The sequence below is a fragment of the Kitasatospora sp. NBC_00458 genome, from assembly GCF_036013975.1.
In the GTDB taxonomy this organism is placed as follows: domain Bacteria; phylum Actinomycetota; class Actinomycetes; order Streptomycetales; family Streptomycetaceae; genus Kitasatospora.
The window spans coordinates 4753558-4774233 of the sequence record NZ_CP107904.1; the positions used below are offsets into that span (position 1 = coordinate 4753558).

Below are 20676 nucleotides of genomic sequence, written 5' to 3' on the forward strand. Positions count from 1 at the left end.
GCGGCGGTCTCCCGGAAGCGACGAACCGGAGAAAACGGCCATGGGTCACTACAAGTCCAACCTGCGGGACGTGGAGTTCAACCTCTTCGAGGTGTTCGGCCGCGAGCAGGTGTACGGCACCGGACCGTTCGCGGACATGGACGTCGAGACCGCGAAGAACATCCTGAGCGAGATCGCGCGCCTCGCCGAGAACGACCTCGCCGCGTCCTTCACCGACACCGACCGCAACCCGCCCGTCTTCGACCCGGAGACCAGCACCGCGCCGATCCCGGCCGCGTTCAAGAAGAGCTACCAGACCTTCATGGACGCCGAGTGGTGGCGCCTGGGCATCCCGGAGTCGATCGGCGGCCAGGTCACCCCGAACTCGCTGATCTGGGCGTTCGCCGAGCAGATCCTCGGCTCGAACCCGGCCATCTGGATGTACTCCTCCGGCCCGGCCTTCGCCGGCGTCATCGCCGAGGAGGGCACCCCGGAGCAGCTGGAGGTCGCCAAGCGGATGACCGACCGCCTCTGGGGCTCCACCATGGTCCTCACCGAGCCCGACGCGGGCTCCGACGTGGGCGCCGGCCGCACCAAGGCGATCAAGCAGGAGGACGGCTCCTGGCACATCGAGGGTGTGAAGCGCTTCATCACCTCGGGCGAGCACGACATGTCCGAGAACATCATCCACCTGGTGCTGGCCCGCCCCGAGGGCGGCAAGCCGGGCACCAAGGGCCTGGGCCTCTTCATCGTCCCCAAGTTCGACTTCGACTGGGAGACCGGCGAGCTCGGCGAGCGCAACGGCGTCTACGCCACCAACGTCGAGCACAAGATGGGCCTCAAGGCCTCCAACACCTGCGAGATGACCTTCGGCGCCAAGCACCCGGCCAAGGGCTGGCTGCTCGGCGAGACCGTCGACGGCATCCGCCAGATGTTCAAGATCATCGAGTTCGCCCGCATGATGGTCGGCACGAAGGCCATCGCCACCCTCTCCACCGGCTACCTGAACGCCCTGGAGTACGCCAAGGAGCGCGTGCAGGGCGCGGACATCTCGCAGTTCCTGGACAAGACCGCCCCGCGCGTCACCATCACCCACCACCCGGACGTGCGCCGCTCGCTGCTGACCCAGAAGGCGTACGCCGAGGGCATGCGCGCGCTGGTCCTGTTCACCGCGTCCACCCAGGACGACATGGCCGCCGCCCGCCTGCGCGGCGAGCACGACGAGGCCGCCGAGCGCCTCAACGACCTGCTCCTCCCGATCGTCAAGGGCTACGGCTCGGAGAAGTCCTACGAGCAGCTCGCCCAGTCCCTGCAGACCTTCGGCGGCTCCGGCTACCTGCAGGAGTACCCGATCGAGCAGTACATCCGGGACGCCAAGATCGACACCCTCTACGAGGGCACCACGGCCATCCAGGGCCAGGACTTCTTCTTCCGCAAGATCGTCAAGGACGGCGGCCAGGCGCTCACCGCCCTGTCCGAGCAGATCCAGAAGTTCCTCGCCTCCGCTGCGGGCGGCGACGCCCTGGCCACCGAGCGCGAGCTGCTCGCCAAGGCCGCCGGCGACCTGGAGGCCATCATCGGCAAGCTCCTCGCCGACCTCTCCTCGGTCGAGCAGGACGTCAAGAACATGTACAAGGTGGGCCTCAACACGACCCGCCTGCTGATGGTCTCCGGCGACGTCGTGGTCGGCTGGCTGCTGCTCCGCCAGGCCGCGGTGGCCCTGGCCAAGCTGGAGGCCGGCGCCTCGGAGAAGGACGTCCCCTTCTACCAGGGCAAGGTCGCGGGGGCCCGCTTCTTCGCCAGGAACATCCTGCCGACCGTCGCCCCGCAGCGCCTGATCGCCGAGGGCATCGACAACGAGATCATGGAGCTCGCGGAGGAGGCGTTCTGACGCCGCCCCCACTGACCGCCTGACCCAACCCTCACGCCGAAGGGCCCGGTGCACCCCGGGCCCTTCGGCGTACCCGGGCCCCTTGGGCCGCTCGGGTCCCGGTCCGTACGGGCCCGGTCGGTACGGGCCCTCCGGCGTACCCGGGCCAGGGCGCGTCCGGCTCGCCCGGGAGTGTCCGGCCGGTCCCCGGCCGGGTCCCCGGCGGGAGCCCGGACGCCGCCCTGACGCGGCGCCACCAGGACGGCCCCCGTCGCCGGACGCGGCGGGAAGCACCCCGGCGGACACCCGTCCTGCCGTCAGTTCACGGTTCAGTCTGCGTTCTGCATCCGTTGGGCTGCTCCGAGTGTCATGTCCGTGTACGGGCATATGCTCAAGGTGCGAAGCCGATCCCCCATTTCGGCTACAGCCCTCCCTCGACCCAGGAGCAGCATGTCGACCGCCGCCCGCCAGGCCTTCTTCGACCGGACGCACACCGATGATCTGATCGCCTTCCTCGGAACCTCGCCGTCGCCCTACCACGCGGTCGCGAGCGCCGCCGAGCGACTGGAGAAAGCGGGCTTCCGGCAGGTCCTGGAAACGGACGCCTGGGACGCGACGGCCGGCGGTCGGTACGTCGTCCGCGGTGGCGCCCTGATCGCCTGGTACGTGCCGGACGGCGCGGGCCCGGAGACACCGTTCCGGGTGGTGGGCACCCATACCGACTCACCGAATCTGAGGGTCAAGCCCATCCCCGACACCGGTACGGCCGGCTGGCGCCAGGTCGCGGTGGAGATCTACGGCGGGGTGCCGCTCAACACCTGGCTCGACCGGGACCTCGGCCTCTCCGGCCGGCTCACGCTGCGCGACGGCAGCAAGCGCCTGGTGCAGCTGGACGAGCCCCTGCTGCGCGTGCCGCAGCTGGCGATCCACCTCGACCGGCAGGTCAACGAGGGCATGAAGCTGGACAAGCAGCGCCACCTCACCCCGATCTGGGGCCTCGGCCCGGTCGACGAGGGCTCGCTGATCGAGTACGTCGCCCGGCGCGCCGGGGTCGAGGCGGCCGAGGTCGCCGGCTGGGACCTCATGACGCACGACGTGCAGCCCGCCTCCTACCTCGGCCGGGACCGCGAACTGCTGGCGGGCCCCCGACTGGACAACCTGCTCTCGGTGCACGCCGCCACCGCCGCACTGGCCGCCGTCGCCACCGCGGCCGAGACGGGAGGCCTCCGGCCGCCCTACATCCCGGTGCTGGCCGCCTTCGACCACGAGGAGACCGGCAGCGAGTCGGACACCGGCGCGCAGAGCCCGCTGCTCGGCAACGTGCTGGAGCGCACCGTGTACGCGCGCGGCGGCGGCGTGGAGGAGCGCGCCCGCGCGCTGGCAGGCACCGTCTGCCTCTCCTCCGACATGGGGCACGCCGTCCACCCGAACTACAGCGAGCGGCACGAGCCGGGCCACCACCCGATGCCGAACGCCGGGCCGATCCTGAAGGTCAACGTCAACAACCGGTACGCGACGGACGGCGTCGGCCGCGCGGTGTTCACGGCGGCCTGCGAGAAGGCCGGCGTGCCGTGGCAGACCTTCGTCTCCAACAACGCCATGCCCTGCGGCACGACGATCGGCCCGATCACGGCGGCCCGGCTCGGCATCCAGACCGTGGACTGCGGAATCGCGGCGCTCTCGATGCACTCGGCCCGCGAGCTCTGCGGGGCGGACGACCCGTACCTGCTGGCCGCCGCGATCAAGGCCTTCCTGGAGGGCTGAGCGCGGCCGCCCGGCGGTCACGGCACGCGGGAGGGGCCCGGCGGATCCGCCGGGCCCCTCCGTCGTTCGCGGTGGTCCTACTCCAAGCGCCCTGTTCCAGGACCTGCTCCAGGCCCTATTCCAGGCCCGCCAGCACCAGCGGCAGGCGGCGGGCGCCGTCGGCGGCGAGCTTCACCGGCACCCCCCAGTCCTGCTGGTGGACGTGGCAGGCCGGGTACTCGATCTCCGGGTCGTCGTCGCAGGACGCCGCCATCGCCGAGACGTGCAGCACGCCCTCGGTCACCCGGTCGGAGAGGACCAGCTCACGGGAGAGCGCGGTGTCCGCGCCCGCGCCGGAGACCAGCAGCTCGGGCGGCGTGGCACTGACCAGCAGCCGGGTGGACGGGCCGTACCGCTCGTCCAGCTTCTGGCCGGTGGGCGCGGAGAAGACCACGTCCAGCCGGAACGCGCCCGGGGCGACCTCGGTGGCGGCCCGCCGGGTGCGGTGGGCGACCGCGTCGACCCGGACCGCCTCCTCGGGCAGCCGCAGCCTGGTCAGCCGGTGCCGGGCCGACTCGACCACCACGATGTCGCCGTCGACCAGCACGGCACCGGACGGCTCGCGCAGGTCGGTGGCGAGCGTGGTGACCTCGCCGCTCGCCGGGTCGAAGCGGCGCAGCGCGTGGTTGTAGGTGTCGCTGACGGCCACCGAGCCGTCCGGCAGCACGGTGACGCCCAGCGGGTGCTGGAAGAGCGCCTGACCGGCCTCGCCGTCCCGGTGCCCGAAGTCGAACAGGCCGGTGCCGACGGCGGACCGCACGGCCTTGGTTTCACGTGAAACCCAGCGCAGCGACGAGGTCTCCGAGTCGGCGACCCAGAGCCGCTCGCCGTCCGCCGAGACGGCCAGGCCGGAGGGCTGGGCGAACCAGGCCTCGGCGGCCGGCCCGTCGACCAGGCCCTCGTTGGTGGTGCCCGCCGCGACGCCGACCGTGCCGGCGGCCGGGTCGTACGCCCAGAGCTGGTGCACGCCGGCCATCGCGATCCACACCTTGCCGTCGAACCAGGCGACGTCCCACGGCGAGGAGAGGTCCACCTCGCGGGCCGGGCCGTCGGTGGCCGAGCCCTGCCACCACTGCCGGCCGGTGCCGGCCAGCGTGGTCACCGCGCCGTCGGCGAGCCGGACGCCGCGCAGCGCGTGGTTCACGGTGTCGGCCACCACCACGTCGTACGCGGAGCCGGACGGGAGCAGCGCGAGCCCCTGCGGCTCGCTGAACCGCGGGCTGGTGCCGTCGACCAGGCCGCGTACGCCGTCACCGATCCGGCGCACCACGGTCTCGCCGTCCGCCTCCAGCTCGACCAGCGAGTGGTGGCCGGAGTCCGCCACCAGGAAGTGGCCGTCCGGCAGCCGGATCGCCTTCCCGGGGAACCTGAGGTCCCCGGCGGCGGGCTCGGGCGCCACGTACGGGCCGTCGCCGCGCCGCAGCGTGCCCTTGGCCGCGTGCTCCGCCTCCAGCTCCTCGACCAGCCGGGCGATGGCGTGCGCGTGCCCCTCTCCGGCGTGCTGGGCGACCACGTACCCCTCGGGGTCGATCACCACCAGCGTCGGCCAGGCCCGCACCGCGTACTGCTTCCAGGTGACGAGCGCCGGGTCGTCCAGCACGGGGTGGTGCACCTCGTAGCGGGCGACGGCGTCGACCACGGCCTGGTGGTCGGCCTCGTGCACGAACTTGGGGGAGTGCACGCCGACGATCACCACGGTGTCGCGGTGCTTCTCCTCCAGCTCCCGCAGTTCGTCGAGGACGTGCAGACAGTTGATGCAGCAGAACGTCCAGAAGTCCAGGACGGTGATCTTGCCCCGGAAGTCGGCGAGGGTGAGCTCCTTGCCGCCGGTGTTCAGCCAACCGCCTGCCCCGACCAGCTCGGGGGCGCGTACACGTGCACGAGATGCCATGAGCCAATGAAACAGCACCACCCCGCCCCGCATTCCGGACGGGCCGGTCTCACGCGGAGGAGCGCGGCCTGCGCTGGTGCTTGCCCGCCTTGTAGGCGTCGACCGACTTCCGTGACGAACGCCAGACCCCGTCCGGCCCCTGCGCGGCGTTCAGACGGCCGCGCTGCGCCGCCTGCCGGAGGGCCGCGAGGGAGAGCTCCCCGTCGACGAGCGCGGCGAGCGGCACCATCCGGGCGGGACCGGCCACGTTGGGGACGATGAACCGGTTGAGGTTGTCCTCCATCGCCCGCGCGACGAGTTCTCCGAGGGCTCCGCAGTCGCCCGCGTCAGCCCTGCGGAGCGCGGCCAGGTAGGCGTCCCGCTGGCGCTTGAGGATGATGATCGGTGGATACCCGAGCCGTACGAGGACGAGGTTCATGACGAGTCGGCCGGTTCGGCCGTTGCCGTCGAGGAACGGGTGGATGCGTTCGAACCCGTTGTGGATCCGGGCCAGCTCCTCCGGCAGCGGGCGCCCGAGGTCCTGGCCCGCCTCGATCCGCCGGCCGAGGCCGCAGACGTCGGCGACCCACTGCTCGGCCTGCGCCGGTACCAGCGGCCAGGGCGGCGGTGTCATTCCCTCGGCGAAGGGGGCGATGTCGTGCTCACGGAAGTTGCCGGGCCCCTCCCGGTCTCCCGCCTCGGGGTGGGGGGCGACGTTCCAGACCGGGGTCATGGCCACGTGGTGGACGTGGCGGATCTCGCCGAGGGTGACGAGGCGGCCGTCGTGCCAGGAGTCCGGCTCCAGCGCCTGGCCGTAGACCCAGCGCGCGGCGTCGGCGTAGCCCTGGACCTCGTTGTACTCGCTGAGCGGCTTCGCCCCGACGGCCCGGCCCTGGTCCAGGAGCGCCTGGACCTCGCGGAGCACCAGCGTGTTGCCCTCCAGGGCGGTGGAGTGGTGCGCCTCCTCGTGCCAGATGTCGTCCCAGATCTCCCGGGCCTCCCTGGGGCTGGGGAGCCCGCCGAAGCGCTCGTTCAACTCGGCCAGCGCTCCGCTGAGCCGGTTGTAGACGGTGCTGCGGCTGGGCCTGCCTCGTCCGGCCACCGTTGTTCCTCCCCCGGAGTTGATACATGCCCGGAACGGCCAATTGAACTTATCAACTTCGAGGAGGCCGGAGCCCGGATCACGCCGGTTTTCACTCGAGAGTGGGACGGGCCGGTCGGAGCGGTTCGGGAGGGGCGGGGGGTCAGGTGATGATGTGGGGGAGGAAGCGGGCGCCCTGGTGGGTGATGGGGCTGTCGTCGGTCTCGCGGATGCCGAGGCCCGCCGACTCGCCGTCCACCACCCAGGTGCCGAGCACCGGGCGGTTGCCGTCGAAGTCGGGCAGCGGGTGGAGCTGCTGGTAGCAGTGGCCCTCCGCGCCGTAGCGGTCCGGGTCGCCGGCCCACTCGGCGAGGCGGGTCTCCCGGCCGCCCGGTTCGACGATCCGGACGCCGGCGCCCTCGCGGCCGAGCAGCGGTTTGGCCGCGTAGCCGGGCCCGTCCGGGTCGGCGAGTTCGCGCGGGCCGTCCAGGTAGGCGGGCAGCAGGTTGGGGTGGCCCGGGAACAGCTCCCAGAGCACGGCCAGCAGCGCCTTGTTGGAGAGCAGCATCTTCCAGGCCGGCTCGATCCACAGCGTGGAGCCGGTGGAGCCCCCGTGGTCGATGACGTCCAGCAGCTGCGCGCCGAACTCGTCCGAGGCCAGCCACTCCCACGGGTAGAGCTTGAAGGCGGCCCGGACGAAGCGGTGTTCGAGGTCGACGAAGCGGCCGGAGAGCGGGTCCCAGCCGATGTCCTCCATGGCGATGCCGACGGTCTCGATCCCGGCCTGCTCGGCGCACTCCTGGAGGTAGAGGGTGGTCATCCAGTCCTCGCCCTCGGTGTCGCCGCGCGAGTGCGCGAAGTGCACCGGGCCGGGCGGCAGCAGGTGCTTCTGCCGGGCCCAGGAGGCGACCAGCCGCTCGTGCAGCGAGTTCCACTGGTCGGCGCCGGGGAACCGCTCCTCCATCCAGAACCACTGCGGGCCGGCCGCCTCGATCAGCGAGGTGGGGGTGTCGGCGTTGTACTCGAACAGCTTCGCCGGACCGGCGCCGTCGTACGCGAGGTCGAACCGCCCGTAGACGGCGGGCTGTTCGTCGCGACGGCGCCAGGACTCGGCGACCGCGTCGGCCAGCCGGGGATCGGTGATGCCGTAGTCGGCGAACCGGCCGGTGCGGACCACGTGGTCGGCGGCGGCGAGGCACAGCTCGTGCAGCTCCTCGACGACCTCCTCCAGGGCCTCCACCTCGGGCAGTGAGAACTCGTAGTACGCGGACTCGTCCCAGTAGGCGTGCGGGCCGCCCTGGTTGCACGGGTCGGAGCACATCGCGTAGATCAGGCCCTGGCCCTCCACGGTGGCCAGCCAGTCCGGGCGCGGGGCGATGGTGCGGCGGCGCACGGCGGATCAGCCCCCGCCCGAGCCGCTGGAGCCGGACGGGCAGCCGAAGCCGCCGCGCTTGGTGGCGGCCTTGTCGAAGGTGCCGCCGAGCGCCGTGGCGGAGCCGGAGCCGCAGTAGTACCAGCGGCCGGCGGCGGCCCCGGCGGCGGTGCCGCCGGTGCAGGAGTGCCGGTCCAGCACCTTGAGGGTGCCGGGGTCGACGCAGCGGCTCGGCGGGTTGCTCCCGGAGGAGGACGAGCAGCCGGACAGGGCCAGGGCCAGCGTGCCGACCATGCCGAGGGTGACGAAGCCCGAGCGGCGCCGGCCGGCCGGCGCCGCGCCGGGAGCCGGGGCGGCGGGTGCCGGGACGGCGGGCGGTGTCGCGGCGTCCGGAATCCGGGCGGGTGCGTCCGGTCTCGGAGCGGGGGCGGCTGGCAGCGGCTGCGTCATGGCGCCCGATGGTACGCGCGGTGCCGGATGGTACGGGAGGGGACCCCGTTACCCGGCCGCGGCAGGGCCCGATGGGTTATCTTTTGCCGATCCTTGACCGTGGGACCGCGCCTGGCGACGGGCGGTCCCGTGACGTACGTGGAACCGGGGGCAGACACCCATGAACGACATCCTGCACGGTCTCGGCGCGGCGGCCGCCTTCGGCGGCGTCGGCGTGGTGCTGCTGCTCCTCGGCATCGTGCTGGTGGACGTGCTGACGCCGGGCAAGCTCGGTCGGCAGATCTGGGTGGAGCGCAACCGCAACGCGGCCGTGCTGCTCAGCTCGGCGCTGCTCGGCATAGGCGGCATCGTCTTCACCGCGATCCTCTACACCTACGAGGACTTCGGGAAGGGCCTGGCCTCCACCGTCTGCTTCGGCGTGCTCGGCCTGGTGCTGATGGCCGTCGCGTTCTGGGTGGTGGACGTGCTGACGCCGGGCAAGCTCGGCGCGATCCTGGTCGACCCGGAGCCGCACCCGGCGGTCTGGGTGACGGCCAGCTGCAACCTCGCGGTGGCGGCGATCGTCTCGGCCTCGATCGCCTGAGGAGGGTCGGACGGCCCGGTGGCCGTCAGGCGGTCGACCGGGCCGGTGCCGGACGGGGCCCCGGCCCCGCTCCGGGGTGCGGCCCCGCACCTGGGTGCGGCTCGCCGCCCAGCACGTGCTCGCGGCCCCAGGCGCCCAGCGGGGCCAGCGCCTCGTTGAGCCGCGCCCCGACCGCCGTGAGCGAGTACTCGACCCGCGGCGGCACCTCGTCGTAGGCCTCGCGGTGCACGACGCCGTCCGCCTCCAGCTCGCGCAGGTGGGCGGCGAGCACCTTCTCGGTGATCCCCGGCACCAGCCGTCGCAGCTCGCCGAACCGGCAGTCCGGCCGCTCGGCCAGCGCCCAGAGGATCAGTACCTTCCACTTGCCGCCGATCACGTCCATCGCGGCGTCGATCCCGCACACGTACGCGCCGGGCCTCGGTACGGTCGCCAATGCCCCCACCCCTCCGACCTGTTCGCTCACCCCAGGGTAACCACCCACTCCGAAGTGCGTACTTGAGCGTTCGGGTGGTGGGCGGCGAGCCTGGCCGACATGACAGAGAACGCGGTCGACACCGCTCCGAAGACCCCCGTCACCCTGCTCGGCCTCGGCGCGATGGGCGCCGCGCTGGCCGACGCCTGGCTCGCCGCCGGGCACCCGCTGACCGTCTGGAACCGCACCGCCGCCCGCGCCGAACCGTTCGCCGACCGGGGGGCCGCCGTCGCCGGCACGGCGGCCGGGGCGGTCGCCGCGAACCGGCTGGTGGTGGTCTGCCTGCTCGACGACGCCTCGGTCGAGGAGGCCCTGGCCGGTGCCGACCTGACCGGCCGGGATGTCGTCAACCTGGTCACCGGCACCCCCGGCCAGGCCCGTGCCCGGGCGGCCTGGGCGGCGGAGCGCGGCGCCCGGTACCTGGACGGCGGGATCATGGCCGTCCCGCCGATGATCGGGATCCCGGCGGCCGGCCCGTACGTCTTCTACAGCGGCTCGTCCGAGCTGTTCGAGGAGCACCGGGCGACCCTGGCGGTCCCGGCCGGCACCAGCTGGGTCGGTGAGGACCCGGGGTTCGCCGCCCTGCACGACGTGGCGCTGCTGAGCGCGATGTACGGCATGTTCGCCGGGGTGGCGCACGCCTTCGCGCTCGCCCGGTCCGCGTCCGTCGCCCCGGGCAGCCTCGCCCCGGCGCTCACCTCCTGGCTCACCGCGATGACCCGCTCGGTGGCGACCACCGCGGAGCAACTGGAGGCCGGCGACTACACCGTGGGCGTCGTGTCCAACCTCGCCATGCAGACGGCCGGCGTGCCGACCTTCCTGCGCACCGCGGAGGAGCAGGGCGTCAGCCCGGAGCTGCTGACGCCCTACTTCGGCCTGATGGAGCGGCGCCTGGGCGAGGACGGGCGGAACGGTGCGGAGGACCTGACCGGCGTGATCGATCTGCTCCGGCAATAGGCGATAGGCGATAGGCGAAAGGCGGCAGGCACCGGGCGGCAGGTGGCCGGTCAGCCGGCGGCCGGGCGGTCGGCGGTGGTGCGGCGGCGGAGGGCGGGGTCGGTCAGGGCCGGGGGCTTCCAGACGCCGTCCGGGTGGTAGACGTCGGTGCCCGGCGCGACGACGGCGTCGATCCGGTCGAGGGTCGCGTCGTCGAGCACCAGGTCGGCCCCCTTGAGGGCCGACTCCAGCTGGCCGAGGGTGCGCGGGCCGATGATCACCGAGGTCACCGCCGGGTGCGCGAGCGGGAAGGCGAGGGCCAGTTCGGGCAGCGTGCGGCCGAGGTCCTCGGCGATGGCCGTGAACTCCTCGACGGCGTCCAGCTTGGCCATGGTCACCGGTAGCGCCGGGTCGAACCGGGCCGGGGTGAGGGCGGCCCGGCCGCTGCTCAGGTCGATCGGCCGGTCCTTGCGGTAACGGCCGGTCAGGAAGCCGGAGGCGAGCGGGGACCAGGTCAGCGCGCCCATGCCGAGCCGCCGCACGGTCGGCAGGACGTCCCGTTCGACGCCGCGGGCGAGCAGCGAGTACGGCGGCTGCTCGGTGCGGAAGCGGGCCAGGCCGCGCCGCTCGGCGACGTGGTGGGCCTCGACGATCTCCTCGGCCGGGAAGGTCGAGCAGCCGAAGGCGAGGATCTTGCCGGCCCGGACGAGGTCGCCGAGTACCGACAGGGTCTCCTCGATGTCGGTGCCGTGGTCGGGCCGGTGCACCTGGTAGAGGTCGATCCGGTCGGTGCGCAGTCGGCGCAGGCTCTCCTCGACCTCCCGGACGATCCACCGCCGGGAGTTGCCGCTCCGGTTGCGGCCCTGGCCCATCGGGAAGTGCACCTTGGTGGCGAGCACGACGTCGTCGCGGTCGCCCCGGGCCTGCAGGGCCTTGCCGACGATCTCCTCGGACTCGCCGCCGGAGTACATGTCGGCGGTGTCGACGAAGTTGATGCCCGAGTCGAGGGCGGCGCCGATGATCCGGGCGCAGTCGTCGTGGTCGGGGTTGCCGACCGCGCCGAACATCATCGTGCCGAGGCAGTAGGTGCTGACCTCGATGCCGGTGCCGCCGAGGATGCGGTAGCGCATGGTGCTAATCCCCCTGCTGGTGTGGGTGGTTGGTGGGTGCCGCGGGTGTCGCGGGTGCCGCGGGTGGGGCGGGTGTCGCCGGTGCCGACGCTACGGGCTGGAGCGCACTCCAGGGCAAGGGCGGGGGCGGACCGGTGGGCGGCGGCTCCCGGTCGGGCACCCGGTCGGGCACCCGGTCGGGCTCCCCCTGGTGGGTGAGCGGCTTCGTCCGGGCGGAGGAGGCCCGGCCGGGGTGCCCGCTGCGAGCGTGGGGGCATGACGACGACGAGCGGGCGGGCGTACGGGCGGCCACCGGTCCGGCGGAGGCCGGCGGCGTGGCTGACCGACGGACGGGCCGCGGCCGGGTGGGGTGTCGCGTACGCGGCCCTCGGCGCGGGCTGCGCGGTCAGCGGGACGGCGCTGTTCGGCGCGGCCCGGGTGGGGTGGGTGGTGGCGGCGGTGGGTCTGGCGTCCGCTGCCACCGGTGTCGCGGTGGCCCGGTCGGGGCTGCGCCCGGTGCTGCGGACGGCGCTCCTGGCGCTCTGCTGCCTGGCCGGCGCGGGCGCGTTCAGCCTGCTGATGGACGTGATCACGCTGCTCTTCGGCCAGGGCGTGGACAGTGTGCCGGGCGCGGTGCAGCACGCGCTGGCGGCGCTCGGCGCGGGCCTGCTCGCGGGGACGGCCCGGGTCGGGACGGCTGTTCCGGGCGTACCGGCGGCTGCGCGCGCGGGTTCTCCGGCCGGGCCCCCGCACGCGCCCCCGGATGCTCCCCCGGAGGCGTCGTCGCCGGTCCGACTGGCGGCTTGGGCCGGGACCCTGGGCTTCGTCCCGTACGTCGTGATGAAGCTGGTCTGGGCGTTCGGCGGCACCTTCGCCGGGGTGAGCGGCGCCGAGATGCTCGCCGCCTCCGAACGCAACGGGGCCTCCGGGCTCTGGCTCACCCTGGAGTCCTGGGGGCTGGACGCGACCGCGCTGCTGGCGGCGCTCGGCGTCTTCCTGCTCTGGGGGCTGGTCCGCCCGTGGGGGCTGGTGTTCCCGCGCTGGACCCTGCCGCTGAGCGGCCGCCGGGTGCCGCGCTGGCTGCCGCTCGCGCCCGCGCTGCTGGGAGCGGGCACGCTCGCGCCGTACGGGGTGGTCGGCGTGGGGTACGCGGCGCTCGCGACGGTGGGCCTGATCGAGGTCCGGTCCGGTGACTTCCCGACGGCGGAGGGGGCCTTGCTGGTGAGCTGGATCGGCCTCGGCGCGTTCGCGGTGTACGGGGTGGCGCTGGCGGTGGCCGCCCGCTCGTACTGGCGGCGCACCGGCTGAGCGGCGCACCGGCTGAGCGGGGCGCGGGTCGGACGGCGGGTGTTGCCGAAACCGCAACGAAAGTTGCCCGGGAAGCACCGGTCGCGCAGCCTGGCGGTGGAGGTGATCGCCGTGGGCGACAAGCAGATCCGACCGATCCGACCCGGCTCCGAGGGGGTGGCCCCCGACGGCTACGACGTGGTGGTGGTCGGCGCGGGAGCCGCCGGGCTGAACGCGGCACTGGTGCTGACCAGGGCCCGTCGCCGGGTCGCCGTGGTGGACTCCGGCCGGCCGCGCAACGCCCCCGCCGCGCAGCTGCGGGGCTTCCTCTCGCGGGACGGCATGGCCCCGGCCGCGCTGCTGGCGGTCGGCCGCGAGGAGGTCGCCGGCTACGGGGGCGACCTGATCGACGCCGAGGTGGAGCGCATCGAGCCGCTCCCGGACACCGCCGTCGGCCCCGGCCTCCCGGACGCCGGTGCGCCCGGCTCCGACCTCCCCCGCCCCGGTGCTTCCGGCTTCCGCGTCCGCCTGGCCGGCGGCCCGGTGCTGCGGGCCCGCCGGGTGGTGGTCGCGACCGGTCTGTCCGACGGGCTGCCGGAGCTGCCCGGCCTGGCCGAGCGGTGGGGCCGTGACGTGCTGCACTGCCCGTACTGCCACGGCTACGAGGTCCGCGACCGGCCGCTCGGCGTGCTGGGCACCCACCCGGGCGCGGTGCAGCAGGCGCTGCTGGTCCGGCAGTGGTCGGCGGACGTGGTGTTCCTCCCGCACACCGTGGAGCCGTCCGAGGCCGACCTGGCCCGGCTGGCCGCCCGGGGCGTGCGAGTCGTCGAGGGCCCGGTCGAGCGGGTGCTCGTCGAGGACGACCGGCTGAGCGGCGTCCGACTCGCCGACGGCCGGGTGGTCCCCCGCGAGGCGGTCTTCGTCTTCCCGCACATGGCGCCCCGGGACGCGCCGCTGTTCGGCCTCGCCTGCGAACGGGACGCGCAGGGCTGGGTCACCACCGACGGCACCGGCCGCACCAGCGTGCCCGGCGTCTGGGCGGCGGGCAACGTCGCCGACCCGCGCGCCCAGGTGGTCACCGCCGCCGGAGCCGGTGCCGCTGCCGCCTTCGCGATCAACCACGACCTGGTGGACGAGGAGGTCGAGCGGGCGCTCGCCGCGGCCACCGCCCCTGCTCCCGTCTCCGCCTCCACGGCCACCGCCGCCGTACCGCAGTGAAGTCCACCCCCGACCGATCGGAGTACGCCATGCCGCACGACCATTCCCCGCAGACCCCCGGACACCAGCACGGCAACGGCCACGGCCACGCGCACGGCGGCGGCAGCGGCCACGCGCACGGCGGCGGTCACGCCCACGGTCACCACCAGGGCCCCGGGACCGACTTCGACTGGGACGCCCTCGCCACCCACCTGGAGCGCGAGGCCGAACTCCAGAGCCCTGCCGTCACCGAGGCCGCGCACTGGCTGAGCGGGCTCCTGGACGGTGCCGCCGTCCGCCGCGTGCTCGACGTCGGCAGTGGTCCCGGGGTGATCGCGGGCCTGCTCGCGGACGCCTTCCCGGCCGCGGAGGTGGTCGCCGTCGACCAGTCCGCAGCCCTGCTGGACCGCGCCCGGACCCGTTCGGCGGGCCGCGTCGCCACCCGGCAGGCCGACCTTCCGGACGACTTCGCCGCGCTCGGCACCGCGGACCTGATCTGGTCCGCCAACGCGATCCACCACCTGGGCGACCAGCAGGCCGCGTTGACCGCCCTGGCCGGGGCGCTGCGCCCGGGCGGCGTCCTGGCCGTGGCCGAACGCGGCCTGCCGGCGCGGTTCCTCCCCCGCGACCTCGGGGTCGGACGCCCCGGCCTCCAGGCCCGGCTGGACGCCGCCCACGAGGACACCTTCAGCCGGATGCGCGCCGAACTGCCCGGTACGGTCACGGCGGTGGAGGACTGGACGGCGATGCTGGCGGCGGCCGGCCTCGTCCCGAGCGGGACGCGCACCTTCCTCACCGACCACCCCGCCCCGCTGGACCGTGCGGCGCGCGAGTACCTGCACGTGAACCTCTCGCGGCGCCGCGACCAGCTGGCGGAGCAGCTGGACGACGCGGACCGTTCGGCCCTCGACGCCCTGCTCGACCCGGAGGCCCCCACCGGCATCCTGGTCCGGCCGGACGCCTTCTACCTCGCGGCCGTCACCGTCCACACCGCCCGGGCGGCCTGAGCGCGGTAGCCGGGTGGGGCCGGTCCCGCCCGGCGGGGCCGGTCCCACCCCGTCCCGCACCGCCGGTCAGTGGGCGGGCGGGGTCCAGTCGGCGGGCAGACCGGACCGGGCGAGGACGTCGGCGGCGGGCCGCCGCTCGACGACGGCGCCGGGGCGGGCGGAGACGCGCATCGCCCCGCCGGGGAGGACGAGCGGGGGTTCGCTCGTGCCGGCGGGGCGACGGAGGGGGAGTGGCGGGGACGGAGCGGCCGGTCGTCCTCGCACCCGCCCGACTCCCCTGTGGTGGGGCGGGGTTGAGGTCAGTCGGGACGGCGGAGCCCGGGGTCCGTCACCGGTCGGTCACCGGTCCGGCTTCCGGTGGCGGCCGGTGCCCTTGCGCAGCAGCGGCACCGGGGTGTCCGCCTGCGGGAAGACGGTGGCCGGCCCCGCCGCCTCGTCGGGCCGGACGATCAGCGGGTACGCCTCCGCGTAGCTCTCCGCCACCGCGACCGGCTGCCAGGCGAAGCCGTCCCACTCCACGACCAGCCGCGGTGCGTCCCGGAACAGGTGCGCCCCGCGTCTGGGCCCCGGAGCCAGGGTGATCGCGTCGCGCGTGCCGGGTGCTCGTCGGCGGCGCGCCCGCCTCGCGTACCACTCGGCCAGCGGTTCGTCCTCGGCGTCCATCGCCGCCTCCCTCGGGGATCGGTCGGGGACGGCCAGTCTTGCGGATCGGGATCGGACGGACGATTCCACGATCGGGTGAAATCCGTTGTGCGGTCAGATCCCTGACGCCAGCTTGAGGGTGACCGCACCGGCGATGATCGAGGCGAACGAGATCAGCTTGGGGAGCGTGATCCGCTCCTTGTAGATCAGTGCGCCCAGGACGACGGTGCCGATCGAGCCCAGCCCCGTCCAGATCGTGTATCCGACGCTGACGTCGAGGGTGCGGAGCGCGAGGCTCAGTGTGTAGATGCCCCCGGCGGCGGCGGTCAGGGTGAGGACGGAGGGCCAGAGTCGGGTGAACCCCTTGGTGGCGTTGGTGCCGAGGGCGAAGACGATCTCGAAGACGACGGCGATTGCGAGGAAGGCCCAGGCCATGACGGTGCAACTCTCTCTCGTGGGGTGCATGGGGTGCGTGGGTGCGGTGCGGTTGTGATGGCGGTGCGCGGTGCGGGCGTGGCGACGGGGCGGGCGCGGCGGTGCGGGTGCCGCGGTGGGCGCGGCCGTCAGGCGGTGGTGACGCCGGTGGCGGCGGTCGTCGGGGCCGCGGCCGCGGGCTGCTGTGCGGTCGGGGCCGCCTTGCCCGCCCCGCCCAGCCGGTCGGCGAGCTTGAGGCCCAGGACGCCGCCGATGATGAGCACGAAGGCGACGGCCTTCCCCGCGTTCATCTCCTCGTCGAAGATCACGGTGCCGAGGACGACCGTCCCCACCGAGCCGATCCCGGTCCAGACGGTGTAGCCGACGCCGACGTCGAGGGTCCTGAGCGCGAGGCTGAGGAAGAAGATCCCGCCGGCCGCGGCCGCTGCGGTGAGGAGGGACGGGACCAGTTCGGTGAAGCCGTGGGTGGCGTTGGTGGAGAGGGCGAAGACCACCTCGAAGACCGAGGCGATGAGCAGGTGGATCCAGGCCATGGGAAGAACCCCCCCGGGGTCTTGGTATTTGCATGTATGTGCAAGCAGATCGACTGGGCAAGAGCATGCATGTACAAGTAACATCGTGTCAACCCGCCGGCTCGATCCGACCGCCACGACCGCCACGGCCGACCGCCCGACCCGACCACCCGCACCGCCCGGACAGGAGCGCCCGATGCCCACCCGACCCAGCCAAGCCGCCCCGGACCCTGTCCCCGCCCCCGTCGCCGACGGCGCCCCCGCCCCGGCCGACGCCCGCATGTGGGGTCGGATCACGGCGCTGCACGCCCAGGTCGAGGGCCGCCTCGCCACCGCCCTCCAGCGCCGGCACGGCCTCGGCCTCTCCGAGTACCGCGCCCTCGGCCTGCTCAGCGAGGCCGCCAAGAGCGAACTGCGGATGCAGGACCTCGCCACCGGGCTCGGCCTCAACCAGAGCTCCGTGACCCGCCTGGTCGCCCGTCTGAACGCGGCCGACTTCACCTACCGGGACCTCTGCCCCGACGACAAGCGCGGCGTCTACACCGTCCTGACCGATGCCGGGCGCGACCGCCACCGCGCGGCCCGCAGCACCTACGAGGAGACGCTCACCGCCGCCCTCGACGAGGCCGCCGGCGCCGCCCCCGACCTCGCCCCGCTCCTCGACACCGCCCGCCGCTCCCTCGGCTGAACCCGGGCCGGAGCGCCGCCCCCGGCCAGCCGACGGGTGCCCGGGCCCAGGCACGGGAACGGGCACGGGCCCAGGCGCGGGCACGGGCCGGGGAACGGGAACGGGCACCGGAACGCCGAAGGGCGCGGCCGCCCGCCCCGTCCAGGACGGAGACGGACGGCCGCGCCGTCCCGGCGGTGGGTGGCCCCCCGCCCGGTGTTCGTCTGCTCCCGCCTACTCGCCGCCGCCGAAGCGCGCCGTCCAGGCGGCCAGGTCCTCGTCCGTGATCTTCGCGAACAGCACCGGCGGCACGGTGAACGGCGTCCCGGCCGGGACGGCGTCCAGCGCCCGCGCCTCCTCCGGGCCCACCCAGCGGCGGGTGCGCGCGGGGGCGTCGGCCGGCAGCTCGAACGCCCCGCGCATCGCCTCCGCCGCCGTCGGGATGAACGGCTCCGACACCACCGCGTACAGGTGGATCAGGTTCATCGCCGTCCGGAGCGTCAGCGCCGCCGCCTCCGGGTCGGTCTTCACCTGCAGCCAGGGCGCCTTCTCGTCCAGGTACGCGTTGCCCGCGCTCCACAGGGCCCGCAGGGCCTGCGCCGCCTTGCGGAAGTTGAGCGCCTCCAGCTGCGTCTCGTAGTCGGCCAGCAGTTCGGCGATCTGCGCGCCCAGCCGCTCCTCCGGCTCGCCCGCCGCGTTCCCGGCCGGCACGTCGTCACCGAAGCGCTTGCGGCTGAACGAGAGCACCCGGTTGACGAAGTTGCCGAGCGTGTCGGCGAGGTCCTTGTTGACGGTGGCGGCGAAGAGGTCCCAGGTGAAGCTGGAGTCGTCCGACTCGGGGGCGTGCGCCATCAGGAAGTAGCGCCAGTAGTCGGCCGGCAGCAGTTCCAGCGCGACGTCCGTGAAGATGCCCCGCTTCTGGCTGGTGGAGAACTTCCCGCCGTAGTACGTCAGCCAGTTGAAGGCCTTGACGTAGTCGACCTTCTTCCACGGCCGGCGGGAGCCGAGGATCGTCGCCGGGAACATCACCGTGTGGAACGGGACGTTGTCCTTGGCCATGAACTCGGTGTAGCGGACGGTCTCGTCGACCTCGTACCACCAGGACTTCCAGTCCCGCGTCCCGCCCTCGGCCGCCGCGTCCGACCACTCCTTGGTGGCGCCGATGTACTCGATCGGGGCGTCGAACCAGACGTAGAAGACCTTGCCCGCGGCCGCCAGCTCCGGCCACACGTCGGCCGGCACCGGCACGCCCCACTCCAGGTCACGGGTGATCGCCCGGTCCTGGAGGCCCTCCGTCAGCCACTTGCGGGCGATCGAGGAGGCGAGCACCGGCCACTGGTCGCCGTGCTCGGCGACCCACTGCTCCACCTGGTCGGTGAGCTTCGACTGGAGCAGGAACAGGTGCTTGGTCTCCCGCACCTCCAGGTCCGAGCTGCCGCTGATCGCCGACCGCGGCTCCAGCAGGTCCGTCGGGTCCAGGACGCGGGTGCAGTTCTCGCACTGGTCGCCGCGCGCCTTGTCGTAGCCGCAGTGCGGGCAGGTGCCGACGATGTAGCGGTCCGGCAGGAAGCGGCCGTCCGCGACCGAGTACACCTGGCGGATCGCCCGCTCCTCGATGTACCCGTTGGCGTGCAGCTCGCGGGCGATCTCCTGGGTGATCTCCCGGTTCTGCACCGAGGAGCTGCGCCCGAAGTAGTCGAACGACAGCCGGAAGCCGTCGTAGACCGCCTTCTGCTGGTCGTGCGCCCGCGCGCAGAACTCCGCCACCGGCAGCCCGGCCTCCTGGGCGGCCAGTTCGGCCGGGGTCCCGTGCTCGTCGGTCGCGCAGATGTAGAGCACCTCGTGCCCGCGCTGGCGCAGGTACCGGGAGTAGACGTCCGCCGGCAGCATGGACCCGACCATGTTGCCCAGGTGCTTGATCCCGTTGATGTAGGGGAGGGCGCTGGTGATCAGGTGCCGAGCCATCCTCGGATGCTCCGATTTCTCCCGCACGCACCCCTACCCCGGAGTGCCGTGACAGGCGCAGGGTTCTGGGGCCGCGACGGGGGCCCGGCACGCACGCCGGCTCCCGGGCTGCCGCACAGAGCGGGTTCCACTGTGGGCGGCCCCAATCCTAGCGAAACCACCCGTGCCCCTTCGCCCGCATTCACCGCCGGTCCGCCGCCCCGTCCACCTGGACCAGCGCGTGCCGTCCGGAGGTCCGCCAGGGCGTCCCCGCGGCGTCCAGCCGGTCGAGCGTCGCCGCGTCCACCCCCACCAGGACGTCCGACTTGAGCGTGCGCAGCGCCGCGACGGGCGAGGGGAAGTGAGCGGTCGTCGCGGCGAAGGGCGTGGTCGGCGGCCAGTGCCGGTCGCCGACCAGCCGGCGGTAGTTGAGGTCCCCCTTGAGGACGGTGAGCGCCGCCCCGGCGAACTCCGCCCGCAGGCCGGCGGGCATCGCCTCGTACGGCAGCGGCGCGCAGAAGAACGGGTCGGTCCGGACGGCCAGCGTGCCGTCCTCCACCGCCCGCCGCAGCCGCCGCCCGGCCGCCGTGGCCTCCAGGCGCCCGAGCGCCGCCAGCACGTCGGCCATCGTCGCGTCCGAGACGAAGTACGGCTGCGGCTTCACGAAGAGGGCGACCTCGGCCGCGAGCCCGTGCTCCAGCAGGTGGTCGATCAGTGCGAGGTCCGGCAGCAGTTCGGGCCCGGCGTTGTCGGCCACCACGCAGACCCGTCCGCCCCGGCCGCGTTCCAGCGCCGACCAGAAGGCCGCCGAGTCGTCCGCCACCAGTGCGTCCGTCCCGGCCCGCGGCCCCTCGCCCGCGGTGATCCGGAAGCCCAGGTCGGCCCGGTTGCCCCAGAGCGCGGAGGCCAGCAGCTCCTGCGGGCCGGCACCGAACCCGTCGACCGCCGCGCCGGCCAGCTCGGCGGCCTTGAGCGGGCCGTAGGGGTCGATCCCGCGCCAGACGCCGGTGCCGAAGTAGCCGGTCGCCTCCAGCAGCCGCCGGTGGAAGTAGCTCTCCGCCCACAGGAACGGCGCCGCGCCCCACGGCCGCCCCCAGAGCCCCTCTCCCCAGGCCAGCCACTCGGCATGGTCGGGGGCGTCCTCGGGCAGCGGCTCCAGGACTCCGGCGGTGCTCTCCGCCAGCAGCCGTTCCAGCTCCGCCCGCTGCCGCGCGCCGTAGGGCAGCGCGGCCAGGACGTCGTCCACCAGGCGGGGGTGCCGTTCGTGGAACACCGCCCGTGCGAACGATCCGGGTACGTCGCTGCGAATCACCGCTGCCTCGGTCATGGCGCGACCTTAGGACACATCCGGTGGACCGGGCCGGACGCCGATGCGGCCGCGGGCGTCGCGGACCGGGGCCGACGTGACGGCCGTCCTGCCCGAACTCCACGGCGGGGGGCCGAACATGGCGGTCCCCGGG

19 protein-coding genes are annotated in these 20676 nt (G+C 73.9%); 8 read left to right on the forward strand and 11 right to left on the reverse strand.

The window, feature by feature from the left end:
* Positions 1-40 precede the first annotated feature (40 nt).
* The gene (locus OG550_RS19595) at positions 41-1870 is read left to right on the forward strand and encodes an acyl-CoA dehydrogenase (RefSeq protein ID WP_327679312.1); all 1830 of its coding nucleotides are present in this window, start codon (positions 41-43) and stop codon (positions 1868-1870) included.
* Between the two features lie 429 nt (positions 1871-2299).
* Positions 2300-3613 carry a M18 family aminopeptidase gene (locus OG550_RS19600; protein ID WP_327679314.1) on the forward strand — a complete coding sequence of 438 codons (1314 nt, stop codon included), beginning with the start codon at positions 2300-2302 and terminating at the stop codon, positions 3611-3613.
* Between the two features lie 115 nt (positions 3614-3728).
* Here the strand turns inward: OG550_RS19600 and OG550_RS19605 are convergent, their stop codons facing one another.
* The 4 genes from OG550_RS19605 to OG550_RS19620 form a co-directional block, all read right to left on the reverse strand.
* Entirely contained in the window at positions 3729-5543 is a 1815-nt protein-coding gene (locus OG550_RS19605; protein WP_327679316.1) for an NHL domain-containing thioredoxin family protein, read from the reverse strand.
* Between the two features lie 49 nt (positions 5544-5592).
* A complete protein-coding gene (locus OG550_RS19610; protein ID WP_327679318.1) occupies positions 5593-6624 on the reverse strand; it encodes a Fic family protein in 1032 nt (343 codons plus the stop codon).
* 142 nt (positions 6625-6766) lie between these two features.
* The gene (locus OG550_RS19615; protein ID WP_327679320.1) at positions 6767-7996 is read right to left on the reverse strand and encodes a glutathionylspermidine synthase family protein; all 1230 of its coding nucleotides are present in this window, start codon (positions 7994-7996) and stop codon (positions 6767-6769) included.
* Positions 7997-8002: 6 nt separating this feature from the next.
* On the reverse strand, positions 8003-8425 hold the full coding sequence (locus OG550_RS19620; protein WP_327679322.1) for a hypothetical protein: 423 nt from the start codon (positions 8423-8425) through the stop codon (positions 8003-8005).
* Between the two features lie 160 nt (positions 8426-8585).
* Between OG550_RS19620 and OG550_RS19625 the strand changes: the two genes are divergently transcribed.
* Positions 8586-9008: a DUF350 domain-containing protein gene (locus tag OG550_RS19625; protein ID WP_327679324.1), complete on the forward strand. Its 423-nt coding sequence runs from the start codon at positions 8586-8588 to the stop codon at positions 9006-9008.
* A gap of 25 nt (positions 9009-9033) precedes the next feature.
* Here OG550_RS19625 and OG550_RS19630 read toward each other — a convergent pair whose 3' ends face one another.
* Positions 9034-9441, reverse strand: coding sequence for a winged helix-turn-helix transcriptional regulator (locus OG550_RS19630; protein WP_442906029.1), 408 nt, complete (start codon positions 9439-9441; stop codon positions 9034-9036).
* A 99-nt stretch (positions 9442-9540) separates the two neighbouring features.
* Between OG550_RS19630 and OG550_RS19635 the strand changes: the two genes are divergently transcribed.
* Positions 9541-10437 carry an imine reductase family protein gene (locus tag OG550_RS19635; protein WP_327679326.1) on the forward strand — a complete coding sequence of 299 codons (897 nt, stop codon included), beginning with the start codon at positions 9541-9543 and terminating at the stop codon, positions 10435-10437.
* Between the two features lie 50 nt (positions 10438-10487).
* Here OG550_RS19635 and OG550_RS19640 read toward each other — a convergent pair whose 3' ends face one another.
* A complete protein-coding gene (locus OG550_RS19640) occupies positions 10488-11546 on the reverse strand; it encodes an aldo/keto reductase (RefSeq protein ID WP_327679328.1) in 1059 nt (352 codons plus the stop codon).
* Positions 11547-11801: 255 nt separating this feature from the next.
* On the opposite strand from OG550_RS19640, the gene OG550_RS19645 reads away from it, so the two are divergent.
* The 3 genes from OG550_RS19645 to OG550_RS19655 all read left to right on the forward strand — a co-directional run bounded on the left by OG550_RS19645 (position 11802) and on the right by OG550_RS19655 (position 15016).
* Complete coding sequence (locus tag OG550_RS19645) at positions 11802-12833, forward strand: hypothetical protein (protein ID WP_327679330.1); 1032 nt, start codon at positions 11802-11804, stop codon at positions 12831-12833.
* A gap of 111 nt (positions 12834-12944) precedes the next feature.
* Complete coding sequence (locus OG550_RS19650) at positions 12945-14030, forward strand: NAD(P)/FAD-dependent oxidoreductase (protein WP_327679332.1); 1086 nt, start codon at positions 12945-12947, stop codon at positions 14028-14030.
* Between the two features lie 29 nt (positions 14031-14059).
* Complete coding sequence (locus tag OG550_RS19655) at positions 14060-15016, forward strand: class I SAM-dependent methyltransferase (protein WP_327679334.1); 957 nt, start codon at positions 14060-14062, stop codon at positions 15014-15016.
* A 339-nt stretch (positions 15017-15355) separates the two neighbouring features.
* On the opposite strand, the gene OG550_RS19660 is transcribed toward OG550_RS19655, so the two are convergent.
* The 3 genes from OG550_RS19660 to OG550_RS19670 form a co-directional block, all read right to left on the reverse strand.
* Positions 15356-15679, reverse strand: coding sequence for a DUF6087 family protein (locus OG550_RS19660; RefSeq protein WP_327679336.1), 324 nt, complete (start codon positions 15677-15679; stop codon positions 15356-15358).
* Between the two features lie 93 nt (positions 15680-15772).
* Positions 15773-16123: a DMT family transporter gene (locus OG550_RS19665; RefSeq protein ID WP_327679338.1), complete on the reverse strand. Its 351-nt coding sequence runs from the start codon at positions 16121-16123 to the stop codon at positions 15773-15775.
* A gap of 98 nt (positions 16124-16221) precedes the next feature.
* Positions 16222-16626, reverse strand: a complete 405-nt coding sequence (locus OG550_RS19670) for a DMT family transporter (protein WP_327679341.1) — start codon at positions 16624-16626, stop codon at positions 16222-16224.
* 175 nt (positions 16627-16801) lie between these two features.
* Between OG550_RS19670 and OG550_RS19675 the strand changes: the two genes are divergently transcribed.
* A complete protein-coding gene (locus OG550_RS19675; protein WP_327679343.1) occupies positions 16802-17293 on the forward strand; it encodes a MarR family winged helix-turn-helix transcriptional regulator in 492 nt (163 codons plus the stop codon).
* Positions 17294-17506: 213 nt separating this feature from the next.
* Here OG550_RS19675 and metG read toward each other — a convergent pair whose 3' ends face one another.
* Positions 17507-19237, reverse strand: a complete 1731-nt coding sequence (metG, locus tag OG550_RS19680) for a methionine--tRNA ligase (RefSeq protein ID WP_327679345.1) — start codon at positions 19235-19237, stop codon at positions 17507-17509.
* Positions 19238-19418: 181 nt separating this feature from the next.
* Positions 19419-20543 carry a damage-control phosphatase ARMT1 family protein gene (locus OG550_RS19685; protein WP_327679347.1) on the reverse strand — a complete coding sequence of 375 codons (1125 nt, stop codon included), beginning with the start codon at positions 20541-20543 and terminating at the stop codon, positions 19419-19421.
* Between the last annotated feature and the right edge of the window lie 133 nt (positions 20544-20676).

What these genes read in the sequence shown, in the direction of transcription:
- OG550_RS19635 (WP_327679326.1), top strand. Translation starts at nt 9,541, where the DNA reads ATGACAGAGAACGCGGTCGACACCGCTCCGAAGACCCCCGTCACCCTG.
- OG550_RS19595 (WP_327679312.1), top strand. Translation starts at nt 41, where the DNA reads ATGGGTCACTACAAGTCCAACCTGCGGGACGTGGAGTTCAACCTCTTC.
- OG550_RS19655 (WP_327679334.1), top strand. Translation starts at nt 14,060, where the DNA reads ATGCCGCACGACCATTCCCCGCAGACCCCCGGACACCAGCACGGCAAC.
- metG (WP_327679345.1), bottom strand. Translation starts at nt 19,237, where the DNA reads ATGGCTCGGCACCTGATCACCAGCGCCCTCCCCTACATCAACGGGATC.
- OG550_RS19685 (WP_327679347.1), bottom strand. Translation starts at nt 20,543, where the DNA reads ATGACCGAGGCAGCGGTGATTCGCAGCGACGTACCCGGATCGTTCGCA.
- OG550_RS19665 (WP_327679338.1), bottom strand. Translation starts at nt 16,123, where the DNA reads ATGCACCCCACGAGAGAGAGTTGCACCGTCATGGCCTGGGCCTTCCTC.
- OG550_RS19620 (WP_327679322.1), bottom strand. Translation starts at nt 8,425, where the DNA reads ATGACGCAGCCGCTGCCAGCCGCCCCCGCTCCGAGACCGGACGCACCC.
- OG550_RS19625 (WP_327679324.1), top strand. Translation starts at nt 8,586, where the DNA reads ATGAACGACATCCTGCACGGTCTCGGCGCGGCGGCCGCCTTCGGCGGC.
- OG550_RS19670 (WP_327679341.1), bottom strand. Translation starts at nt 16,626, where the DNA reads ATGGCCTGGATCCACCTGCTCATCGCCTCGGTCTTCGAGGTGGTCTTC.
- OG550_RS19645 (WP_327679330.1), top strand. Translation starts at nt 11,802, where the DNA reads ATGACGACGACGAGCGGGCGGGCGTACGGGCGGCCACCGGTCCGGCGG.
- OG550_RS19660 (WP_327679336.1), bottom strand. Translation starts at nt 15,679, where the DNA reads ATGGACGCCGAGGACGAACCGCTGGCCGAGTGGTACGCGAGGCGGGCG.
- OG550_RS19640 (WP_327679328.1), bottom strand. Translation starts at nt 11,546, where the DNA reads ATGCGCTACCGCATCCTCGGCGGCACCGGCATCGAGGTCAGCACCTAC.
- OG550_RS19605 (WP_327679316.1), bottom strand. Translation starts at nt 5,543, where the DNA reads ATGGCATCTCGTGCACGTGTACGCGCCCCCGAGCTGGTCGGGGCAGGC.
- OG550_RS19675 (WP_327679343.1), top strand. Translation starts at nt 16,802, where the DNA reads ATGCCCACCCGACCCAGCCAAGCCGCCCCGGACCCTGTCCCCGCCCCC.
- OG550_RS19600 (WP_327679314.1), top strand. Translation starts at nt 2,300, where the DNA reads ATGTCGACCGCCGCCCGCCAGGCCTTCTTCGACCGGACGCACACCGAT.